The sequence below is a fragment of the Bacillus sp. FSL M8-0049 genome (genome assembly GCF_038593355.1).
In the GTDB taxonomy this organism is placed as follows: Bacteria; Bacillota; Bacilli; order Bacillales; family Bacillaceae; genus Bacillus; species Bacillus safensis.
The window spans coordinates 279467-300957 of record NZ_CP151986.1; the positions used below are offsets into that span (position 1 = coordinate 279467).

Genomic DNA, 21491 nt, shown 5'->3' on the forward strand with positions numbered 1-21491 from the left:
CTGTCAGTTAATAGCAGCAGATGCCTTGATGTTCATATATTTTTTTAAAAGAATAAAACGTAATCCGATCATACTGCCGATTGGAAGGAATGTCAGGCCATTTGCGAAAATAATCAGGGAATGACCGCCATCCTGTACAATTGAACCTACTGTCATCCGGATAAGGATGATTCCAATGAAAAAAAGTGTTCCATAGAGTGAGCTGGCGGCGGTGATACGCCCCGACTGTTGATCATATGTTACTTTGTATAGTTTACCTCTCCATAGCCCGATTGCAAAACCTGTGAGTGCAAAGACAATCATTGCAAGCAGGCTCATCGCCGTAATTTCAATATGCTGGGTAAAGGAATAAGAGAGTGTGCCTAATAAAATGAGCGGTCCTATGAGAAGCCTGATGGGGCGGATTTCTTTTTCCTTGCCTGTTCTTAAAAGCAGAATAATCATAATGATGACAATTTGAATGGTCATGAGAAGATCTCCTTTTCGTTTTAGTCTATCTTCATCATACGCATCTTCTATTTTCGCAGCGTCCACCTGCAGGTTGATTTTTAGAGAGCGGTATACTTGAATGTTGGAAATGATTCGTGGGAAAATAAGGATGATTATGTAGATAAGGGAGATGAGCTTTTGAAAAAGGTAACGCTTGGACGAACTGATTTGCAGGTAAATCCGATAGGGCTTGGTACGAATGCAGTAGGCGGGCATAATTTATTCCCGAATCTAAGTGAGGATGCTGGACGGGAGCTTGTGGAGACGGCTCTTGATCAAGGTGTCAATTTCCTAGATTCTGCTTTTATTTATGGGCTGGGCCGTTCAGAGGAATTAATCGGTGAGATCATTGCCAAAAGAGGCGGCAGAGAAAAGCTTGTCCTTGCGACAAAAGGGGCTCATAAGGAAGTAAACGGCCAAATTGAACTTGATAACAGCCGAGATTTCTTAAGAGGGCAGGTCGAAAATAGCCTGAAACGGCTGCAAACTGATTATATTGACTTGTACTATATGCATTTCCCGGATGGACGCACGCCGCTCGAAGAAGTAGCAGGCACATTAAAGGAATTGAAGGATGAAGGAAAAATCAGGGCAATCGGTGCATCAAACCTTGATTTTGAACAGCTTCAAGCCTTTAATCGAGATGGCTACTTAGACGTGCTTCAATCGGAGTATTCTCTGCTGAAACGTCAGGCAGAGCAGGATCTTCTTCCATACTGCGTCGAGCATGGGATCTCCTTTATTCCTTATTTCCCATTGGCATCAGGCTTGTTGACCGGGAAATTTACAAAGGATGCGACATTTGATGATATTCGAGCAAAGGACCCGCTTTTCCAAGGCGATGCATTCCTTTCAAATCTCGAAAAAGTAGACAAGCTGAAAGCCATTGCCCAATCAAAGAATGCAGAAACAGCACACGTCGCACTCGCTTGGCTCTTAGCGCAGGATGGCATTGATGCTATTATTCCAGGGGCAAAACGAGCAGACCAAGTGCTGCAAAACCTAAAAACAAACGATGTTCAATTAACAGAAGAAGAAATCAATCAAATTGATAAAATCTTCTCTTAACACTAAAAAAAGGTGCAGCTATGCACCTTTTTTTTATGACATGGTGAGAGGGATTTTGATGACGAGCCGCAAATTTGGAGAACGGTAAGTGAAATCAAGTGTACCGTCTGCCTTTTCAACAAGCTGTTGAATGATATACGTCCCCATGCCTTGATGATCGCCGCCTTTTGTCGAACGGCCAAAAGTTTTGAATAAATGATCTAGCACGTGTTTTTCCATACCTTTTGTGCTGTTTTCACAATGGATTAAAAATAATCCGCTCCGAATAGAGGTCGTGACCGAGATGCTGCCCTCTTTTCCGGCTTGCTTCGCTTCAATCGCTGCATCTAGGGCATTATCAAGCAGGTTGCCAGTAAAACTAACCTGATCCGCCTTTGAAAAGGGAAGCGATGAAAAGGGTGCTTGAAGGTCTAGTGAAAGTGCAATGTCCTCTTTCTCAGCCCGCTCCAAAAAGGAGTGTAGGGTAGAGGCCAAATAAGCATTTTCGCCTTTCATCCATGGGAAATGTTTGACGTATTGCTGAATCAAATCTTTGATCTCACGCTCGTCGTTCGACGAGGAAAAGGCATTTAAATGTCTGGCTGTTTCATGATGTTTACTGCGCATCTCAAGAAGTAATTCGTTGGTTCTTGATTCTGCTTTTATGAGCTCTTGAAGCCGTCCATTTAACTGTTTTTCTGTCTGCATCACCTTCAATGAGAGGATATCAACTGTCACCATCATGATGAGCGCCAAAAGATAGGTCAGCCCATTCGGTTGCGTTACAAACAGCAAAAGACCTGCGCAGGTGATGAGTAGAAAAGCGCCTAATATCACATCACCACTCGTATGAGGCAAAAATCTTTTGTACATGAAAAATGTATAAACACACATCGCGCAAAAGGTAAGAAGCCACAACACAATGGATGTTAACGGCAGAAAGGCTTCAGCAGCTGCATGAAACGCAAGACCTAACCATATGAGGGCATAAATGCGAAATCCAAGATAGAAAGCGTTCACGTTCGTTCTCCTTAAAAATAGTATTTCTTAAAGAATTCTAATTGCTGCTTGGTCATCATGGCTTTTTTATCTGTACCTTCAAAAGACACGATATACGAATTTTTAGCATACGCCGAGAAATTCTTAATGTAATGAATATTGATGATAAACGATCGGTGGGATCGGATAAAATCCTTTTCAGCCAGATCGCCCTTTAACTCGTTTAATGTCTGATAGGTCTGAATATCTCCTGTCGTTGTCACGATAGTTGTTGAGCGGCCCGTTCGTTCAACAAAAATGACATCCTTTTTCTGCAGCACATGAATATCTGACTGCTGTTTAATGAGAAGCCGTCCATGAATGCTTTTCTCCTGCTTGGTGGACATATAACGCTCTAAAGATTTCGCAATTCGATCAGCTTGGTAGGGCTTCATAATATAATCATGTACATTCAAATCAAACGCATGGACCGCATATCCACTGTTTCCTGTCACAAAGACCACATCGACATTCAGTGCGTGAGAGTGAATGAGGTCCGCTAATTCATAGCCGGACATTCCAGGCATTTCAATGTCAGCAAACAACAGATCAATGTCTCCTTTTTTGACCTTCTCATATGCATCCTCTGCTGACTGCGTGACAAAGACAATGTCCACAGCCTCCATCCTGCCTACAATGGCGTGCAGCTTTTCTAAATCTACTCGGTAATCATCGACGAGACCTACTTTTATCATAAAAATCACCTATGACTATTCTTATTATTTGTCTATTTTACCATTTGTTTTTTTGAAATAGATCATTTCAAGACAGAAAAAGGACGTTTCGCGACATTTTTATATCAGGCAGGCATTATTTTTTCTATCATAGACTTAGAAAGTAAAGTTGAAAGGGGCGAACCAAATGATTACTCTCAGCGATTGCAGCTGCTGGTTTAAAGATAAGAAAAAAGTCGTGAAAGCGATGAAACACATGACGTTCTCCGTGAAGGAAGGGGAAGTCGTTGGCATCCTAGGAGAAAATGGTGCAGGAAAAACGACATTATTGCGCGCCGTAGCCACATTATTAGAGCCTACACACGGAACAGTCACTGTCGCAGGCTTTGATACAGTGAAAGAAGCAACAGAAGTGAAAAAACGAATTGGTGTCTTGTTTGGCGGAGAGACGGGGCTTTACGACCGTTTGACGGCAAGAGAAAACCTTGAATACTTTGGCAAATTATATGGCTTAGATCAGCATGAAATCAAAGCAAGAATAGAGGATTTGGCAAAGCGTTTTGGAATGAGACAATATATGGATCGCAAGGTGAAAGGATTCTCAAGAGGAATGAAACAAAAGGTGGCGATTGCCAGAACGTTAATTCATGATCCTGACATTATCTTATTTGATGAGCCGACAACAGGCTTAGATATCACGTCGAGTAATATTTTCAGAGATTTTATTCATCAGCTCAAACAGCAAAATAAAACGATCCTCTTTTCAAGCCACATCATGGAAGAAGTCAGCCAGCTTTGCGACAGTGTGATGATGATTCATCAAGGAGAGCTTGTGTACAAAGGGACACTTCCAGAATTATATGCACAGGAACAAAGTGAAGACTTGAACTATATCTTTATGTCGAAGCTCGCTAGGGGGATTTCATAATGTGGAAAACCGTCTTTTTAAAAGAAATGACAGATGCGCTGAGGGATCGAAAAACGTTGCTCTTAACTGTACTGATTCCTCTTTTGACGATGCTTGGGCTGGTGTTCTTTTATGAAAGCATGATTGCAGACCCAGGGGATAAAGCCTATACAGTCGCCATCAATGAACAGCTTCCAGCCGAAATGAACCAAATGATCAAAGAGGTCAAAAACCTAAACCTTGAAACATTTGATGATCCGCAGCAAGCCGTCAAGGATGGGGAGGCAAATGCTTACCTGGAAATGCCGAAAGAAGCAGGTGATATGCTCAAGCATCAAAAGCCATTCGCCATTAAAATTCATGGATATACGACAGATGATGATTCGGTGATCACGGTTCAAATGCTGCAATCATTGCTGGAGCAGTATCAAAACCAAGTAGTCGAGAAGCGTTTAGCAGTCGATCAAATCGACACGTCCGTTATTCATCCATTTGAAGTGCAATCCGTTGATGTAGAAGAAGGTGATGAAGGGGAAAATGGAGTGACCGCTATGCTGTTGTCGATTCTCCTTCCGATGATTTTGGTAACCTCCGTCATCTCAGGAGCTTTGCCGGCTGCGCTTGATATTGTAGCAGGTGAAAAAGACCGAAAATCAATTGAAGCCTTATTCCTGACACCGGCCAGCAGACTCCAAATCCTCATCGGAAAATGGCTCGCTGTCTCTATGTTCGGTATTTTAAGTGGGATTGTGGCGATCGGGATGCTGCTTCTATCCACTTTGCTCTTTACAGAAAAGCTGAAGCAAGCTCTGAACTTTGGTGATCAAATGTGGAGCATTATCGCCGTCATGTTTGCGGCGTTAATCATCTTCTCCTTCATGGTATCCATGATTGAATTGCTGCTCAGCGTGATATCGGGCTCAGTCAAAGAAGCGCAGTCGTACATGTCCATGATCATTACACTAGGTGTGCTCCCAATGTTCTTTACCATGAGAGCAGGTGCTACGCAGCTAGATACGTATTACTTTGCCATCCCATTCCTTAATATTCATGCGCTGTGTAAGCAATTGATGTTTGGGATCATTGATCCAATGTCCATCGCCCTGACACTCGGCTCCTCGGCACTGGCAGTCGTCATCCTGTTTGTCATCGTCAGAAGCTTGTTTATGAAAGAGAAATGGATGCTTGCGAAATAAAGAAACGCCCTCTTTGATAGAGGGCGTTTTCAAGTGAATGCCGATCATCGTATTTTTCAGTTTAAGAAACCGAATTGATCCAAGTTCTCTAAATAAAATTGAAAATACTCGTCATGAATACCATCAGGATATTCTTCTAACCCATTTTCGATAAGTGCACCTTCAATTAAAGCATTTATATACCTATTAAGCTTTTCGCAACTATCTCTTACGGTAAATTCTGAAACATATAATCCATCTTTACTTTCTAAAATGATATCAATTCTTCTACCTTCTTGTTCATCAAGCAATAAGTGATTATACTCCCATTCTTTTACTCTTTTAGGGTTTAACGGATGAAGACGATTATGAAGTACTTGTTCACGATGATCCTTTTTTTCCTCATTCGAAAACAATTGAATCAATATACTCGGATCATCAATGACAAAACATTTATATATCTTAGTATATTCAAAGTGATCATCATTTACTAAATCTAAAATCTTTGTTTTTGAAAATTCTCTAGCTTTAAATTTAGACGTTATCATTTCAACGACTTGTTCTTTAGTAAAAATCAATTGATCTTTTTTATATAAATATTGTTTATATAGCTTTTCGTAATTATACATTATTCACCTCTATTAACTATTTAACAGGACCTCCGTAGAATGAATGAGCCTTTGGAGTTCTTTTATAGGGATGCCAGTGATAATAATAACCTTTCTTCGGCTTACCTTTGTATCTATCTACTTCTTTAAATGGTTTACCTTTTGTATTAGCTCCAGCTGCAACAACTTCTGCTTGACTAGAAGAAATAGACCAAATATCCTTTTTTGACTTCATTCTAGCGATTGCTTGCGATTTACTTAGTCCTTTTCCAACATATACTCCGCCTCGGATAACAGCTTCATAATGATTATATTTTTTTTTGCTTTTAGACCTGTGCTTGTTGGCTTCTGTAGCAATTACATAACCAGCTCCTGCAACAACAATCACTGCACCAGTATGAAATAAAGCAGTCATAACTGCAGGTGTTATTGCTATTCCCACCGGTATTAAAAAGGCGAATGAAGCTGTACCTTCCTCTGAATTATAGGTGAAAATTTCCTCTGTTTCAACATCTTCAAAAGTCGCTTCAAACTCATCGTCTTTAAATTGGTTAATTTTTATTTCATATTCCTTTGATATTTCTTCACCAACTTCATTGAATTCTCTTGTAGTTAAATTAAAACTATCTGCACCAGGTTCTACATTGAGAGTAGCTTCAACCTTATTTCCTTCCGCGTCATTCATTGAAGTATCTAAAACCAATTCATCATTTGATATTTCAAAATTATCAACAGAAATATTTTCTTCAGATAAACTATCTTCTAACATCTCTGAAACAACTTCTTCATCAACAATCATATTATTATCAATTTCTTCTGCCTTGGTATGATTGTTTGGAAATAGACTAGCAACTAAGAAAAACACCAGTAATATTATAATTTTACTTTTAACTTTTAACCACATATAATAATTCCTCCGTTATTTTTTAAAATTGAAATCCTGAATAATCTTACTTTTATTATCCAGCATTTCCGTAGATGAACTCTCCAGATAGGTATAAACCTGTGAAAAGCTCTTTTCATCTTTATTAATTTTCTCTTTATAAAGATAATCGGCAATTACGCCCGTTATGTAAGCTGTCGAATAAGAAGATCCTGTATAAACAGAATTTTCTCCTTTATTATTTAACGATAAAACATTAACACCGGGGGCAAAAAAATCAACTTTTCCTATAGCAGAGAATTGTGGTACTTTATTCTTTGAATCAATTGCCCCGACAGAAATAACATTATCGTATCGAGCTGGAAATTGACTATTTAAACCATAAGTATTACCGCTAGCAGCAACAATAATAATCCCTTTTTTTACGGCATCGTCCACTAACTCCCTTAATTCGGGAAAATCCTTTTGAAAACCTAAACTTAAATTAATTATATCTACATTTTGAGATATAGCCCATTTAAAACCATCTAAAAAACCCTGTCTTTCAATCTTTCCATCATTTTTGATCACTTTAACAGAATATAGTTCGACATTTTGTGTAACCCCGGTAACTTCACTGTCAGTATTGTTTGCTGTAATTATTCCTGCAATTGATGTACCATGACTTAATTTATTTTCAAACTCAATGGATGAATCTATCGGATTAAATTCTTTTACAACCTTACCTTTTAAATCTTTATGATTCTTATTTATTCCACTATCTAATACCGCGACTTTAATTTTTTCATTTAATTCTCTCGTACTACTAGTTTCATTTTTCAAATCATCTTTTAGCAAAAAACTAAACACTCCAAAGTATAAAATCACCATTATAAAAACAAATAAAATGAACCATTTCTTTAACTTTAGAATTTTATCAATCATATTTTCTCACTCTTTCAGTAATCATTTCCTCCTAGCCTTTTTTATTTAAGTTATGATTCTTTTTTTAATAATAATCGATCGTACCCCCCAATAAGTCTTGGTATGTTTCTGAATTTCCATGATAGATATTACTAATGTATCTCTAAAAAAGATCTTTTCGACAACATCAGGTAACTCTTTTTGTTAATCGAGTAATTGATAACATAACTTTTTTCCTCTTCTGTCAACTAACTTATAGTAGGTCTATTAATATTTCATTTTCGAGATTTGAATTGTTGGATAAACAATATTATTTAGTTCACATTAGTATCTATACATTCGAAGGTTTCAGAAGCCAAGACATTTTATTAGACAAGATCATTTTCCATGGTAAATTTTCTCTTTGATGTGGTTACTAATTCTAGCATAATAATAATGATAAAAAGTTTAAAATTACCTTAAAATGAGCATATAGGACCTTTTTTTGAATGTTTTATAAAAATGGAATTATTTATATTTCGAAGAATTTTATTAAGGAATAACTTAAATAGAAAAAAGAGAGGGTGAATGAAAATGATGGTTTACTTTTATAATGAGTTAGGACATAAATTGTATTTATAATATAGTTCAATAGAAATGAAGAATGGGGAGTATTTTTTACTTCGAGTTTACACTTCATCTTTAACACAAATAAGCAGAAAAAAATCTTAAGTACAAAAAAGAATAATCAGGATTGAATATCTCATAGTGATCAAGCTAAAGAAAGGAACACTGATTATAGAAAGAAATGTTGTCAAGGATAAGATAACTTGACTATATTCTGGCTTTTTATGATAGAGGGGGGTCACGTTCGCCAAACCAGATGATAAATCATAACAAAAAACCCCCGGGATCGGGGGTTTTCCTTTAGTTCTTGATGAATTTCTCAACTAATGAGCTTGTTTTGTAATCGTTCAAATCAAGTTTCCATTGGTCGATATCATTTTTCTTCATGTTGACTTCTACTGTTTCTTCAGAAGATGATGGTCCTAATTTTTTAAACTCATCTGGGTAAATCGATAGTAAGTATTTTTGCGCTTCATCATAAGAAGCTGAACGGTTTTTGCTGTAGAACTCAGTTGCTTTCTCTTTCAAACGATCGACAAGCGGACTTGCATCGATTGGTGTAAGAGTGACAGTCACGACAGCTTTATCACCACTGATCGCTTTTGTTTTTGTTGATACTTTTGATTTTTCAGCTAATGTTTCTTTCACTGCTTTTAAAAGCTTATCAAGGTTTTCGTCCTTCGCTGAGCTAGAAGAAATACCAGAAGAAGTGATATAGCCTTGCTTGAATGATTTATCAAATTCGTTCACAACAGTTGATTTGTTATCACCTGTTAGTTTTTCGAAATCGTCGTTTTTCTTACCAAAAATCATCACATCAATATAAGAAGAAAGAGCTTTTGCAGATGCTTGAAGTGTATCTGCTTTTTTCATTAAGTCTTTACCTTTAATATCGAACTCTAGTGTTTTGTCATCTTTTTTAGAACCACTGCCTGGCTCTGTGTACACAAGCTGATAGTCTTTTTCTTTATCAACAACAAAGAAAAGACCGCCTTTTGTGACTTTGTCTGCATTTAAAGAGCTTGAAGATAATACTTCGTTGTAGTCATCTGGAGAGATCGTAGATACCTGTGCGTCATCTTGGTAAAGCGTGAAGTTGCTTTTATCAACATTGAGAGGCTCTTTGCTGATATTTTTTACAGATACATTCACTTTTAGTACATACTGATCATCCTGTACAGATGTATCGTATTGAGGTGGTAATGTGTACTCAGCACTTTCTACCTTTACCTCTGCTGCATCAAGAGATTTTTTGGTATCGTTTTCTTTCGCAGCTGTTTTGTCTTTTCCACCACTACAAGCAGCAGCGACAACAGTGACACACAAGATCAGAAGAAACAGGGATAATTTCTTTTTAAACATGGCGTGTTTTCCTCCTCGGGTTTATGGTGAATTTCATTGAAAAGCTGTAGTTCATATCATTCTTTTTGCACAAAAAGAAAAATACTGTATGTTTTTTACTGTAGAATGAAGCGAAAGTACTGTCAATACCTCAGTGCGTTTCTGAGGTTGATTGGCTTCAAGTAGTAAAAATGACACTAAGTTGAGAGGAGAAACTTGTAATTTATTATTTGATATCTCCTGTAGAAACTCAACATTTTATATTTTAAGGTTTTGAGTCGGATTATTGAATAGGTTCAAATGACTGTTTTTGAAGATGATGTCGCAATTAGAAGGATTTTTATGACTTGTAAATGAGTATATAGTAATGAATATTTCTTCCTGTTATGTATATGGTCACTTGGTTTGAGTGTTGTTGGCAGCGAGACACATGTCCAGCAAATTTAGACAGGCTGCCGACACTGAACATGCTTTTTCATGTAAAAATGGCAGTCATCTACACAGAAACACTACATAAAATAAAAGAGAAACGAACTGGAGGTGGATATATGGCAGTGGTAAGAGCGACAAGCTCTGATATTGATTTAATGGCCAGACTGCTGAGAGCAGAGGCAGAAGGTGAAGGGAGGCGAGGGATGCTGCTCGTAGGAAACGTGGGCATCAATCGTTTGCGTGCCAACTGCTCTGACTTTAAAGGGCTGCGTACGATTCCACAAATGATTTATCAGGAGCATGCATTCGAAGCGGTCACGCATGGTTACTTTTATCAACGAGCACGAGAAACGGAAAAAACACTTGCGCGGAGAAATATTAACGGAGAACGTTTTTGGCCGGCAAAATTCAGCCTTTGGTATTTTAAACCGCCTGGCGATTGTCCGGCGACTTGGTACAATCAGCCGTTTGTGGCAAGGTATAAGTCGCATTGCTTTTATCAGCCAACCGCCGAAACGTGTGAAAATGTCTATAACACCTTTTAGCTTGATGAAACGCACAATCCTCTTAGAGTACGAATACAGAGGGTTGTGTTTTTGTTTTTTCCAAAATGGGTAACCATTGTGTATCAACAAGATGAAGCACGTGAATGGAGGAAATAAAGATGTATCAAGATTTAAAAGGGAAAACAGCCATTGTCACAGGCTCTTCAAAAGGAATTGGACAAGCGATCGCATTGCGGTTTGGACAAGAGGAAATGAATGTGGTTGTGAACTATAAAGGCGATGAAGATGGAGCTGAAGAGACCGTACAAGCCATTCAGAAGCACGGAGGTGGGGCGGTGAAAGTACACGCAGATGTCTCCAAAGAGGAAGGCATCCAAGCCATCATGGATACAGCACTGGAGCATTTCGGTACAGTAGATGTATTCGTCAATAATTCAGGCTTCAACGGCGAAGAAGCGCTGCCGCATGAGATGACGCTGGAGCAATGGCAAAACGTCATCGATGTGAATATCACAGGTGCATTTTTAGGCGCAAAGGCTGCGCTCGCCTATATGATGGAGCATGACATCAAAGGGTCCATTTTAAACATTTCCAGTGTACATCAGGAAATTCCGCGCCCGTTCAATGTTCATTATTCCACTTCAAAGGGCGGAATGAATATGATGACGAAGACGCTGGCTCTTGATTATGCCGAAGCAGGTATTCGAATCAACGCGATTGCGCCGGGTACCATGGCAACCGAATCGAATGATGATTTACAGGATGAATTGAAAAAACAAAAGCAGCTTGAGAAAATTCCGATGAGAACCTTTGGTGAACCGAAGGAGATTGGGTCCGCTGCTGCATTCCTCGTTTCTAAGGAAGCGGCATATATCACAGGCACCACCTTATTTGTGGATGGCGGAATGACACTTTATCCTTCTCAAATCAATGATTAATCCAAAAAACATCCGCCTGTTCATCCGGCGGATGTTTTTTGTCCGTAGCGTTGTGCGGCTTTGGCTGTTTTGCCGAGCAGCATCGGATACTTGCTCAGGAAGGAGATACATGGCACCATGAGCAGCAATGTGCCGATCGTATAAAAAAGTGTCCAAGAGAGCTGTGCTGTATCAGCAATATTGATACCAAGTCCATAAAAAACAAATGCTTTCATGATATCGATGCCGGCAAACTGCAAGACAAGAATGACAATAGAATTTCGCCCTAGATACGTCAAAATAGGGGAAGTTTTCAATTTAAAGCTTAAATAAATCACGGCAGCTGAACCGAGTAGAGCACATGCATAGAAAATAAAGAGATCACCGTAGTCGTTGACGCGCATATCGATCCGTGAATTAAAGCTCTGCATGTAAGCCGTCAGCACAAGCAGACCTGTACATAAAAGAAGGGTTGGATCTGTTTTTAATTCCACAAACCATTGCTTTGCTAAAAATCCAATTGAATAAAACACAACAGCCGTCAAGGCGACATTGGCGTTCCAAGGAAGACTTTGATCTAAAAGCAAGGTAGAGGCATATCCAGCACCTCCGCAAAGAACAGTCAGCAAGATCACGGCAGCGGGTTTTCCTTTAGAAAGACGATGCATAAAGAAAAATAAAATTTCCACTAAAAAGAGCGTTGTTAAAAACCAAATCGCTGGGTTATGTGTGAGTCTTGCTTCATCTGCATTGGATATGAAAATACCTGTAAACGGAACGAAAGGGTCAATATCCGTTTGTCCCTTGAATGCGAAGAAGCGGGTAACAGAGAACCAAAATACATACGTAATGATGGAGAAATAGAGATAGGGCAAGAGTAAGCTTTTGGCTTTTTTCTGAATAAATGACAGAGCAGGGGATGAGGATGATCGAAACATCATGCCTGATAGTAAAAAGAAAAGCGGCATATGAAAAGAGTAAATGAATTGCTTGAGCGAATCTGGAATGGGCACATGCGCCATGACCACGAGCAGAATGCCAATTCCTTTAGCTGCATCTACCCAATCGAGTCTCTTTTTCATGTCTGTCATCTCCTTCTTTCTCAGCGGCGTAAACCGGTCATTGAATATGTACCTCTACTATATAAAAGGTACACCTCTTATGCGTTTACAGTTCGCTAACGATTAGAAGACACATTTGCGATCAGATGACAGACGGAAGGATTTTGACATCTTGATGTTACATTTCCCATTTTTTATGACAATGTAAAAAAGAAGCCTGGAAAGCTGGCTTCAAAATAATTCTGCTATTCTCTTGAAGGAACGTTGTTTTTCAATCGGATCAAAGGAATTGTTCAGAATCATGATGTCATCCGTTTGATAGCGGTCCATCAAGATCTGTAATTGCTCTTTCACCGTTTCCTTTGAGCCGACAATCATCCGCTGGCGGTTTTGCAGCACTTTTTCCTTTTCCTGTGTGGTGTAGTGATAGGCATTTGCTTCTTCTATAGAAGGAACGCGGCTGTCCAGTCCTTTTTCAACACGCAGCAGCCATAAATCTGTACTGCTGGCGATCCTGTCTGCTTCTTCATCGGTTTCACCGCAGATGACAAAGATGGCAAACATAGATTGTGGCTGGCTGGAAAAGACGGATGGAGAAAAGTGTGATCGATACGTCTCAAATGCTTGTGTGCCGCGTGCAGGATGGATAAAGTGGCCAAAAATATAGTTGATTCCAAGCTCCGCCGCCTGCATGGCACTATTTTCTCCCAGCCCAAGCAGCCAAACCGGCGGATGAGCATCAACAAGCGGAGCAGCTTTCACGCCTGCATGCGGATGGCCAGAAGGCAGGCTGTCTGATAAGTAAAAAAGAAGGTCCTTCAGCTGGCGGTCAAACTGAGACAGGTCTTTATGCACGCCGTCCGTCAAAGCGAGTCTCGTCCTTTCAATCCCGCCCGGAGATTTGCCGACTCCGATCTCAATCCGTCCAGGATAAAGGGCTTCAAGCTGCCGCGTGACCTCTGCTACTTTAAAAGGACTGTACTGAGGAAGTAAAATGCCGCCAGATCCGGTACGCAAGGTTGATGTATGAGCCGCAATATGAGCCATTAATATTTCAGGCGCTGTACTAGCGAGCCCTCTTGTGCTGTGGTGTTCAGCAAACCAATAGCGTTCATATCCAAGCGTTTCAGCCAGCTGAGCCAGCTGCGTTGTGTGAATCAATGTCTCCTGCGCTGTCTGACCTTTAGGAATGGCGACTTGATCTAATATATGAAGTGATGGCATCATCAACATCCTTTCATCAACATGCTGAATATAAGTATAAAGAAATCCATAGGTGGAAGGAAACGAAAGGGTTTATCCTTTTATCCTTTGCTTTTATCTTTTCTATATCGACATATGAAACCACATCAATACACTCCTTATCAGCAAGAGCTGTTCATCGGGAACTTTCGACAATGTTTCACATGAAACACTTCATTAACGATATGAACCATTTCCAATGTGCATCTTTCGTTAAAAAAATATAAAGTGTTTGAAACCTATATTGAACATAGATCGTATATACTAGTAAATAGAAAAAAGAGTAAGAGGCTCCAATGTCATTTCATGAATTTTGTCGAATTTTCATGTATGATGATTTTAATAGGGTCCATCGCTTAATAAATAGATTTTTATTATGCTGGAGGAGTGATTGATTTGGCGATTACATTAGAAAAAGGTCAACGTATTGATTTAACAAAAGGGAAAACAGGGCTAACAAATATTCTTGTTGGACTTGGCTGGGACCCTGTATCAAAAGGCGGCGGATTTTTAGGGAAGCTGTTTGGCGGCGGAGGCGGCGCTGATGTTGACTGTGATGCTTCAGTGCTCATGCTGAAAAATGATAAGTTTACGGAAAATAAAGATTTGATTTATTTTGGCAACCTAAAAAGCAAATGCGGCAGTGTGGAGCATACAGGTGACAACCTGACTGGTGAAGGAGACGGAGATGATGAACAAGTCCTCGTCAACTTGAGCAAGGTGCCGGGTAATGTGAATAAATTGGTGTTTGTCGTCAACATTTATGATGCCCTTAGAAGAAACCAACACTTTGGTATGATTCAAAATGCTTACATTCGCATCGTTGATCGTTCAAACAATCAAGAATTATTGAAATATAATTTAAAAGATGACTATGCAGGAAAAACTTCGTTAATCGTCGGAGAACTTTATCGCCACGAGAATGAGTGGAAGTTTGCGGCGCTTGGAAATGGTACAAATGATGCGAAGCTTGCCGATATTACGAGAAACTATATTTAAACAGAAGGGAGAGGTTCCTAGTGGGAATTTCTTTAGCGAAAGGCCAAAAAATTGATTTAACAAAAACGAATCCGGGTTTAACAAAAGTAGTCGTCGGTCTTGGCTGGGACGTCAATAAGTATGACGGCGGACATGACTTTGATCTAGACGCAAGTGTATTCCTTTTAGATGCGGCAGGTAAAGCAAGCTCTCCATCTGACTTTGTCTTTTACAACCAAACAACTGGCGGAGGCGGAAGTGTCGTACATACAGGCGATAACCGCACTGGCGAAGGGGACGGAGATGACGAGCAGGTCAATGTTGACCTTGCAGCTGTACCAGCAAGTATTGAGAAGATTTCATTTGTCATTACGATTCATGATGCAGAAGCACGCAGTCAAAATTTCGGACAAGTGTCTAACGCATATGTACGTATTTTAAATGCAGCATCGAATGAAGAACTCATTCGCTACGATTTGGCAGAGGATTTCTCAATTGAGACAGCCATTATTGTAGGTGAATTATACCGTCATGGCGGGGAATGGAAATTCTCAGCTGTCGGATCAGGCTATCAAGGCGGTCTTGCCCGCATTGCAACGGACTTTGGCTTAGATATCGGATAACGATAACTTCCTATTTTCAAAGACAGGAGAGATACGAATATGGCGATTCAGCTTTCAAAAGGACAACGTGTCGATTTAACCAAAACCAACCCAGGGCTGACGAAAGTGATGATCGGTCTTGGCTGGGATACGAATAAATATTCTGGCGGAGCCGAATTTGATTTGGACGCTTCGGCTTTCTTGGTGGATGCAAATAATCGTTGTCAGCAAGATACAGATTTTGTGTTCTATAATAACCTTCAGCATCCGAGCGGCAGTGTCACTCATACAGGTGATAACCGTACAGGTGAGGGAGATGGAGACGACGAGCAAATTCTCGTTGATTTCTCGAAAATTCCTGCTAACATTGATCGTATCGGAATTACAGTTACGATCCATGATGCAGAGGCGCGCAGCCAAAATTTTGGACAAGTCTCTAATGCATTTGTTCGTGTTGTAAATGAAGAGGGCGGGGAAGAATTGATTCGCTTCGATTTAGGGGAAGACTTCTCAATTGAAACAGCTGTTGTGGTATGTGAATTGTACCGACACGGAAGTGATTGGAAGTTTAACGCGATCGGAAGCGGATTCTCTGGCGGACTTGCAGCTCTTTGTCAAAATTATGGGTTAGAAGTGTAAATAAGAGAAACAAATCAATTCAAGAGGTGCTGTCAAAAGCTCATATGAGGGCCTTTCCTAAGTGAGAAAGAAACAGCGATCAAGAATAGCAGCAGGCGAAAGCCTGCTGATGCTTCTACACTTATAGGAGGAAAACCAGTTGGACATTTTGAAACATATGTTGGATACATATGCCTCGTTTTTTGATTGGCATATGTGGGCAGAGGTATTAACAGACCCTGTCTCTTGGGGGCTTATTGGGACGCTTGTCGTGCTTGAAGGATTGTTATCTGCAGATAACGCACTTGTATTAGCTGTAATGGTGAAACATTTACCAGAAAAGCAGCGTAAAAAGGCATTAACCTACGGATTAATTGGCGCTTATTTCTTCCGTTTTCTATTCATTGGCGTAGGGATGCTGCTTATTAAGTTCTGGTGGATTAAGGTCCTCGGAGCTGCTTACTTAGCATGGCTTGTTATTAAGCACTTCTGGTTAGGTGACGGCGATGATGAAGCGAAGGAACTGAAAAAAGAAGGCTGGATGGTTCGTGTCTTTGGTGTGTTCTGGGCAACCGTTATTTCTGTTGAAATTATGGACCTTGCCTTCTCGGTTGATAGTATTCTTGCAGCATTCGCTGTATCTGAGGAAGTATGGATTCTACTATTAGGCGGAATGCTTGGAATTCTCATGATGCGTACAGTCGCGCAGTTATTCCTTGTTCTCATTGACCGTATTCCAGAGCTCGAGAATACAGCGTTTATTCTCATCGGGATCATTGCGATCAAAATGGGCTTGAGTGCTGCTCACATTGAAATCCCGCATCTTGTATTCTTTGCGATTATTATCCTAGCATTTATCGGAACGTTTATTGTTCATAAAATCAATAAGAAGAAACATCAAGAAGTGACAAACGAAGCTGCGGCTTCAAAAGAAGAATAGGACGATCAAAAAGGAATGGAGTTGATTAGCGGCTCCATCCTTTTTTGAATCATCAAGTCATTTGTTCGATTTTCTCTCAACAACAGGAGGTGGCACAGCATGCGGTATTTTCAGTTTTTATCAGAGGCGAGGCAGCGTGATATTTTTTTCAAACGGCCGGGGGCGATGCATTTGATGACGCCAAGGCACTTACTTGCGCATGCATTAGGTGCTACTTTGTATATGCCTGCGACAAGACAGGATATAGCAGACATGCTGCTGTCGCAGAAATATGAAGCGCTTTGCTCTGTTGTATTTTGTTTAGAGGATGCCATCGGTGATCAAGAAGTGGAAATGGCTGAACAGAATCTAGTGGTACAACTCGCCAAACTGTCGGACAAATTAACGCATACACCTGAAATGGCTGAACAAATGCCGCTTTTATTTATCCGGGTTCGTTCGCCGAAGCAGCTCCTCAAAATGGCAGCTTTGCTTGGTTCATCTCTTCGTTTATTGACGGGTTTTGTATTTCCAAAGTGTTCTATTCATAATGCGAAGGATTATTTGGACAGCTTGAAACAGGCGTCCGCACAAACGAAGACAACGCTGTACGGTATGCCCATTTTGGAAACACCCGATTTATTAGAAAAAGAAACAAGATATACGGTGCTGTCTGAGTTAAAGCAGATCATGCTGAATGATGAAGAATATATTTTGAATATTCGTATTGGGGCAACGGATCTTTGCGGCCTATATGGCATTCGCCGTGATCGCGACACCACCATTTATGAAATCAGATTGATTGCTGATTTGATCACAGATATTATCAATTATTTTGGCCGTTCCTTTGTTGTATCAGGTGCTGTATGGGAGCATTTTGGCCCTGCACGAAAGGAGCAAAAACCTTTCATCCGTGCGCTCTCTAAGGGCGGTGAGCTGCCCTTATCTGAATTCGATGACGTACAAGGTTTACTCAAAGAGACAAGACTCGATGTAGCCAACGGCATACATGGAAAGACAGTGATCCATCCAACACATCTCAAGCCAGTTCAAAGCATGTACGTTGTGACAAAGGAAGAGTACTTGGATGCATTAAGCATTCTGGAACATGCTGACGGTACAGTTGGCGTGATGAAGAGTGCCTTTTCTAATAAGATGAATGAAACGAAGCCCCATTACAGGTGGGCAGAGCACATATTAATTAAGTCAGACATTTACGGGGTGTTTCATGAAAATAGAAGCTATATCGACATACTCACAGAATCAGAAGCGGCATACGCTGAACATCTTGGAACATATGGAGGTTGAGCTTGACCTCAAAGAAGGTGCGCTTCAGCTGGAAAAAGAGCATCTTTTTGAGATGGCGGCAAGGGTGAACAAAAAAAGAGCCTTTTTATTCGTTAGTAAGGTGCTTGGAAAGCATATTCCTGTTCATCCAGTAAAACCGCTTCTTGTCTCGGGTCTTTTAGCGATGGCATATGCCAAAGCGCAAACGGGAAAGACGCCCCCGCACCAAGATCTTATCGTCGAGGCACTCAAGACGGATGATCACACGGTGTTAACGGCAGCCTATGAAACACTCAAAGAAGAAAAGCTTTCAGCTGGCAATGTGCCTGTCGTCATCGGCTTTGCGGAAACGGCAACAGCCCTTGGACATGGTGTGTATGATGTGATAGAAGGCGCATCATACATTCATACGACACGTGAACAGCTGCTGGGTCTTGATCCGTCATTGGTATTTGAAGAAGAACATTCGCATGCAACAGATCAGCTTTGTTATGCAGACGAAGCATTACTTCGCACAGACCGCCCCATCGTGTTAGTAGATGATGAAGTCACGACAGGCCGTACAAATATCAACATCATTCGTGACCTTCATGCAAAGTACCCGAGGCATTCTTATACCATTCTTTCCATTTTGGACTGGCGGACGGAGGAGCATGAGAAAGCCATGTGCCAGCTTGAAGAAGAGCTTGGAATTCACATTACATCATTGTCTTTATTAAAAGGGCAGATGATTTTTCGAGGCAAAACGCTCGATGAGCCAGCTTATTCGTATGAGATTGCGGAGCAAGAGAATCAGCCAAGTCTCTCTTTTCACTCTCTTCAATCTTTCTTTAAGCAAGTGCCGTATTCATTTTCTCATGCAGCGAATTCGGCGGGTCATTCGCCATATATACATGAAACGGGCCGTTTTGGTTTAAAGGCAGCAGATACGGAAGCGCTCGACCAAGCAGCTGCTGAAGCGGGATTGAGGCTGCGGCAGGAACGCAAAGGAAAACAAACACTCTGCTTAGGGACAGGTGAGCTGATGTATGTGCCGATGAGACTGTCTGCACACATGGGGCAAGGTGTTCTCTTTCATTCAACAACGAGAAGTCCTATTCACCCAGTCGAAAAGGATGGATACGCTGTCCAAAATGGGTTTACCTTTATGAATCCAGAGGATGCCCGAATTCAGCACTACGTGTACAACATTCCAAAAGGTGAATATGATGATGTATTTCTCTTTTTTGAGAAAAAGGTTTCTCAGGAGGCATTGCTTCCGCTTGTTCACTTATTTGCTGAGCGGCATGTGAAGCATGTGCATATTGTGACTTTATCAGACGAGGTGAAGGTGAATGGCTAATGTGTATACAAAGATGGGGAGCTATCCAGAGCAGGATGTAACCTTCTTACTCAAAGATTTATCCTCTATTGAGATGGAGAAAAGTACAGAAGAGCGGGAGCGTTCAATTCAGAGCGGTGCACATTATTCAGAAATGCTGCCAATTGAGTACAAACCAACGGCATCTTATATGACTTTATTCTATCAATCTCTTGAAGAAAGTAAGGAAAAGGTAGCAGAAGCAGTAGCTGTTGTAGCAGAACAGATTGTGAAGAAGCGAGGCTTCCAAACCGTGCTTTGCAGTTTGGCGCGTGCGGGGACACCGATCGGGGTGCTGATCAAACGATATATTCGAAAGACGTATGGTGTCGATCTGCCTCATTACAGCATCTCTATTATTCGCGACCTCGGAATAGACGAGAATGCACTGCATTATATGCTGAAAGAACATCCAGGTTTTGAAATTGCTTTTATCGATGGATGGACTGGAAAAGGTGCGATTTCGAAAGAGCTCCAAAAAGCTGTTTTTGATTTTGAAAAAAAGTATGGTGTACGTCTCTCGAGTGAGCTGGCTGTGCTGGCAGACCCCGGCTATTGTACACATGTATACGGAACGAGAGAGGACTTTCTCATTCCAAGTGCCTGCCTGAATTCGACGGTGTCTGGACTTGTCAGTCGTACGGTACTAAACAACCGCTGGATCAATGCCGATGATTTCCATGGGGCAAAGTATTATAAAGAGCTGCTCGATGAGGATGTGTCCAATCTGTATGTGGATACGATTGAAGAAGCATTTTCCAGCCTTGAACCAAATGTACAAGAGAAAGCAGAAACCATCCTTACGCAGGGGACGCCGGCAGATTGGCGGGGAATGGCATCCATTGAAGCAATCGGTCAGGAGTTTCAAATTGAAAATACCCATTTGATTAAGCCGGGTGTTGGTGAGACGACCCGCGTGCTGCTTAGAAGAATCCCGTGGAAAATCTTAATTCAGCCTGGATCTCAGGAGAAGCTGAAGCATATTTTGCTTTTGGCTGAGGACAGAGGTGTTCCTGTCATTGAATATGCCAATATGTCCTACACGTGCTGTGGATTAATTCGTCCACTGGAGCAAACGTCATGAAGACATATGCATTTGCCAGTGATTTAGACCGGACGCTGATTTACTCACATCGAGTGCTTGAGCAGTATGCGTATGAAGGAGAGTACGATTTAGTTGAGGTGCTGGACGAAAGGCCGCTTTCCTATATGTCTGTTGAAACGAAAAAATCTTTGCAGACGATTCATCAATCAGGCTGGTTCATTCCAGTGACGACAAGAACAACTGCACAGTATGAACGAATCACCTTCTTTGAGCAAGAGCTTAAACCGGAGTATGCTGTCACAACAAACGGGGGCTGTATTCTTCATCATGGCAAGCCGCTTGAGGATTGGCAGGCCATTGTTGATGAGAGACTTAGGGAGTGTATGCCAGTCAGAGAGATGCTGAGGGCGATCTCCGAGCTTCCAGTTGCGGCATGGGTGAAGCGTACCCGTACAGCAGAGGGAAGATTCCTTTATTTGATTATGAAAGAGGAGTATCTATCTCACATTCCGCTTGCTGAATTGAAGCTGTGGGGCGAGGAGAGAGGCTGGCAGGTTTCTCTTCAGGGGCGGAAGCTTTATTTTATTCCACAGCCGCTTAATAAGTGGGATGCTGTTGCTTTTCTAAAGGACAGGCTGCAGCTAAAATACGTCTATGGTGCGGGTGATTCCCTGTTAGATGCGGGGCTCATTCGTCAGTCAGATATGGGCTTTGCCCCAAGACATGGAGAAGTTCTCGGCTTTCATCCAGAACTTGAGCCGACAGCAGCATCTGGCATGGCCGCAGCAGATGAAATCACCGCTTGTGTCATCAAGCATATGATGAACGTAAAAAAGCCTTCGATTCGATAGCA

The 21491-nt window shown here is 41.0% G+C and carries 22 protein-coding genes; 13 read left to right on the forward strand and 9 right to left on the reverse strand.

The annotated features are described in order from the left end of the window. Positions 1 to 3: 3 nt before the first annotated feature. Positions 4 to 468, reverse strand: coding sequence for a DUF1453 domain-containing protein (locus tag NSU13_RS01530; protein ID WP_231293948.1), 465 nt, complete (start codon positions 466 to 468; stop codon positions 4 to 6). Positions 469 to 627: 159 nt separating this feature from the next. On the opposite strand from NSU13_RS01530, the gene NSU13_RS01535 reads away from it, so the two are divergent. Beyond that, positions 628 to 1557 (forward strand): aldo/keto reductase, encoded by a 930-nt coding sequence (locus NSU13_RS01535; protein WP_034283198.1) that lies wholly within the window; start codon positions 628 to 630, stop codon positions 1555 to 1557. A 33-nt stretch (positions 1558 to 1590) separates the two neighbouring features. Here the strand turns inward: NSU13_RS01535 and NSU13_RS01540 are convergent, their stop codons facing one another. Together NSU13_RS01540 and NSU13_RS01545 are read right to left on the reverse strand one after the other, a co-directional pair. After that, on the reverse strand, positions 1591 to 2556 hold the full coding sequence (locus NSU13_RS01540; protein WP_046313731.1) for a GHKL domain-containing protein: 966 nt from the start codon (positions 2554 to 2556) through the stop codon (positions 1591 to 1593). 11 nt (positions 2557 to 2567) lie between these two features. Further along, positions 2568 to 3269 (reverse strand): LytTR family DNA-binding domain-containing protein, encoded by a 702-nt coding sequence (locus NSU13_RS01545; protein WP_046313733.1) that lies wholly within the window; start codon positions 3267 to 3269, stop codon positions 2568 to 2570. 166 nt (positions 3270 to 3435) lie between these two features. On the opposite strand from NSU13_RS01545, the gene NSU13_RS01550 reads away from it, so the two are divergent. Next, on the forward strand, positions 3436 to 4176 hold the full coding sequence (locus NSU13_RS01550) for an ATP-binding cassette domain-containing protein (protein WP_025092774.1): 741 nt from the start codon (positions 3436 to 3438) through the stop codon (positions 4174 to 4176). Continuing rightward, positions 4176 to 5351: an ABC transporter permease gene (locus NSU13_RS01555; protein WP_081123944.1), complete on the forward strand. Its 1176-nt coding sequence runs from the start codon at positions 4176 to 4178 to the stop codon at positions 5349 to 5351. Before NSU13_RS01550 ends, NSU13_RS01555 begins: the two co-directional genes overlap by 1 nt. A 56-nt stretch (positions 5352 to 5407) precedes the next feature. Here the strand turns inward: NSU13_RS01555 and NSU13_RS01560 are convergent, their stop codons facing one another. From NSU13_RS01560 to NSU13_RS01575, 4 genes are all read right to left on the reverse strand, one after another. Continuing rightward, positions 5408 to 5959: a hypothetical protein gene (locus NSU13_RS01560; protein ID WP_025092776.1), complete on the reverse strand. Its 552-nt coding sequence runs from the start codon at positions 5957 to 5959 to the stop codon at positions 5408 to 5410. Between the two features lie 16 nt (positions 5960 to 5975). Then, a complete protein-coding gene (locus NSU13_RS01565) occupies positions 5976 to 6842 on the reverse strand; it encodes an SAR2788 family putative toxin (RefSeq protein WP_073978645.1) in 867 nt (288 codons plus the stop codon). 15 nt (positions 6843 to 6857) lie between these two features. After that, a complete protein-coding gene (locus NSU13_RS01570; protein ID WP_111927573.1) occupies positions 6858 to 7745 on the reverse strand; it encodes a S8 family serine peptidase in 888 nt (295 codons plus the stop codon). An 885-nt stretch (positions 7746 to 8630) separates the two neighbouring features. Then, the gene (locus NSU13_RS01575; RefSeq protein WP_034283205.1) at positions 8631 to 9692 is read right to left on the reverse strand and encodes a DUF4352 domain-containing protein; all 1062 of its coding nucleotides are present in this window, start codon (positions 9690 to 9692) and stop codon (positions 8631 to 8633) included. A gap of 527 nt (positions 9693 to 10219) precedes the next feature. On the opposite strand from NSU13_RS01575, the gene NSU13_RS01580 reads away from it, so the two are divergent. Next, complete coding sequence (locus NSU13_RS01580) at positions 10220 to 10648, forward strand: cell wall hydrolase (RefSeq protein ID WP_024424361.1); 429 nt, start codon at positions 10220 to 10222, stop codon at positions 10646 to 10648. A 119-nt stretch (positions 10649 to 10767) separates the two neighbouring features. Further along, positions 10768 to 11547 (forward strand): glucose 1-dehydrogenase, encoded by a 780-nt coding sequence (locus tag NSU13_RS01585; protein ID WP_034283207.1) that lies wholly within the window; start codon positions 10768 to 10770, stop codon positions 11545 to 11547. A gap of 20 nt (positions 11548 to 11567) precedes the next feature. Here NSU13_RS01585 and NSU13_RS01590 read toward each other — a convergent pair whose 3' ends face one another. Continuing rightward, positions 11568 to 12608 carry an acyltransferase family protein gene (locus NSU13_RS01590; protein ID WP_098677396.1) on the reverse strand — a complete coding sequence of 347 codons (1041 nt, stop codon included), beginning with the start codon at positions 12606 to 12608 and terminating at the stop codon, positions 11568 to 11570. Positions 12609 to 12818: 210 nt separating this feature from the next. Next, complete coding sequence (locus NSU13_RS01595; protein ID WP_034283209.1) at positions 12819 to 13811, reverse strand: LLM class flavin-dependent oxidoreductase; 993 nt, start codon at positions 13809 to 13811, stop codon at positions 12819 to 12821. A gap of 414 nt (positions 13812 to 14225) precedes the next feature. Here NSU13_RS01595 and NSU13_RS01600 point away from each other — a divergent pair, with 414 nt between their 5' ends. From NSU13_RS01600 to NSU13_RS01635, 8 genes are all read left to right on the forward strand, one after another. Further along, positions 14226 to 14828 carry a TerD family protein gene (locus NSU13_RS01600; RefSeq protein WP_061110417.1) on the forward strand — a complete coding sequence of 201 codons (603 nt, stop codon included), beginning with the start codon at positions 14226 to 14228 and terminating at the stop codon, positions 14826 to 14828. Positions 14829 to 14848: 20 nt separating this feature from the next. Beyond that, entirely contained in the window at positions 14849 to 15430 is a 582-nt protein-coding gene (locus NSU13_RS01605; protein ID WP_039176267.1) for a TerD family protein, read from the forward strand. Positions 15431 to 15469: 39 nt separating this feature from the next. Next, a complete protein-coding gene (locus NSU13_RS01610) occupies positions 15470 to 16048 on the forward strand; it encodes a TerD family protein (RefSeq protein ID WP_007498343.1) in 579 nt (192 codons plus the stop codon). Positions 16049 to 16187: 139 nt separating this feature from the next. Beyond that, the gene (locus NSU13_RS01615) at positions 16188 to 16967 is read left to right on the forward strand and encodes a TerC family protein (RefSeq protein WP_034283214.1); all 780 of its coding nucleotides are present in this window, start codon (positions 16188 to 16190) and stop codon (positions 16965 to 16967) included. A 99-nt stretch (positions 16968 to 17066) separates the two neighbouring features. Beyond that, positions 17067 to 18254, forward strand: coding sequence for an HpcH/HpaI aldolase/citrate lyase family protein (locus NSU13_RS01620; RefSeq protein ID WP_111927571.1), 1188 nt, complete (start codon positions 17067 to 17069; stop codon positions 18252 to 18254). Further along, the gene (locus NSU13_RS01625) at positions 18244 to 19575 is read left to right on the forward strand and encodes a phosphoribosyltransferase family protein (protein WP_046313743.1); all 1332 of its coding nucleotides are present in this window, start codon (positions 18244 to 18246) and stop codon (positions 19573 to 19575) included. The genes NSU13_RS01620 and NSU13_RS01625 overlap by 11 nt, the downstream gene beginning before the upstream one ends. After that, positions 19568 to 20677 (forward strand): cysteine protease StiP family protein, encoded by a 1110-nt coding sequence (locus NSU13_RS01630; RefSeq protein WP_328698998.1) that lies wholly within the window; start codon positions 19568 to 19570, stop codon positions 20675 to 20677. Before NSU13_RS01625 ends, NSU13_RS01630 begins: the two co-directional genes overlap by 8 nt. Next, entirely contained in the window at positions 20674 to 21489 is an 816-nt protein-coding gene (locus NSU13_RS01635; protein WP_111927569.1) for an HAD family hydrolase, read from the forward strand. The genes NSU13_RS01630 and NSU13_RS01635 overlap by 4 nt, the downstream gene beginning before the upstream one ends. Positions 21490 to 21491: the final 2 nt, after the last annotated feature.

What these genes read in the sequence shown, in the direction of transcription:
- NSU13_RS01530 (WP_231293948.1), bottom strand. Translation starts at nt 468, where the DNA reads ATGACCATTCAAATTGTCATCATTATGATTATTCTGCTTTTAAGAACA.
- NSU13_RS01545 (WP_046313733.1), bottom strand. Translation starts at nt 3,269, where the DNA reads ATGATAAAAGTAGGTCTCGTCGATGATTACCGAGTAGATTTAGAAAAG.
- NSU13_RS01550 (WP_025092774.1), top strand. Translation starts at nt 3,436, where the DNA reads ATGATTACTCTCAGCGATTGCAGCTGCTGGTTTAAAGATAAGAAAAAA.
- NSU13_RS01555 (WP_081123944.1), top strand. Translation starts at nt 4,176, where the DNA reads ATGTGGAAAACCGTCTTTTTAAAAGAAATGACAGATGCGCTGAGGGAT.
- NSU13_RS01560 (WP_025092776.1), bottom strand. Translation starts at nt 5,959, where the DNA reads ATGTATAATTACGAAAAGCTATATAAACAATATTTATATAAAAAAGAT.
- NSU13_RS01565 (WP_073978645.1), bottom strand. Translation starts at nt 6,842, where the DNA reads ATGTGGTTAAAAGTTAAAAGTAAAATTATAATATTACTGGTGTTTTTC.
- NSU13_RS01570 (WP_111927573.1), bottom strand. Translation starts at nt 7,745, where the DNA reads ATGATTGATAAAATTCTAAAGTTAAAGAAATGGTTCATTTTATTTGTT.
- NSU13_RS01575 (WP_034283205.1), bottom strand. Translation starts at nt 9,692, where the DNA reads ATGTTTAAAAAGAAATTATCCCTGTTTCTTCTGATCTTGTGTGTCACT.
- NSU13_RS01580 (WP_024424361.1), top strand. Translation starts at nt 10,220, where the DNA reads ATGGCAGTGGTAAGAGCGACAAGCTCTGATATTGATTTAATGGCCAGA.
- NSU13_RS01585 (WP_034283207.1), top strand. Translation starts at nt 10,768, where the DNA reads ATGTATCAAGATTTAAAAGGGAAAACAGCCATTGTCACAGGCTCTTCA.
- NSU13_RS01590 (WP_098677396.1), bottom strand. Translation starts at nt 12,608, where the DNA reads ATGAAAAAGAGACTCGATTGGGTAGATGCAGCTAAAGGAATTGGCATT.
- NSU13_RS01595 (WP_034283209.1), bottom strand. Translation starts at nt 13,811, where the DNA reads ATGCCATCACTTCATATATTAGATCAAGTCGCCATTCCTAAAGGTCAG.
- NSU13_RS01610 (WP_007498343.1), top strand. Translation starts at nt 15,470, where the DNA reads ATGGCGATTCAGCTTTCAAAAGGACAACGTGTCGATTTAACCAAAACC.
- NSU13_RS01620 (WP_111927571.1), top strand. Translation starts at nt 17,067, where the DNA reads ATGCGGTATTTTCAGTTTTTATCAGAGGCGAGGCAGCGTGATATTTTT.
- NSU13_RS01625 (WP_046313743.1), top strand. Translation starts at nt 18,244, where the DNA reads ATGGAGGTTGAGCTTGACCTCAAAGAAGGTGCGCTTCAGCTGGAAAAA.
- NSU13_RS01630 (WP_328698998.1), top strand. Translation starts at nt 19,568, where the DNA reads ATGGCTAATGTGTATACAAAGATGGGGAGCTATCCAGAGCAGGATGTA.
- NSU13_RS01635 (WP_111927569.1), top strand. Translation starts at nt 20,674, where the DNA reads ATGAAGACATATGCATTTGCCAGTGATTTAGACCGGACGCTGATTTAC.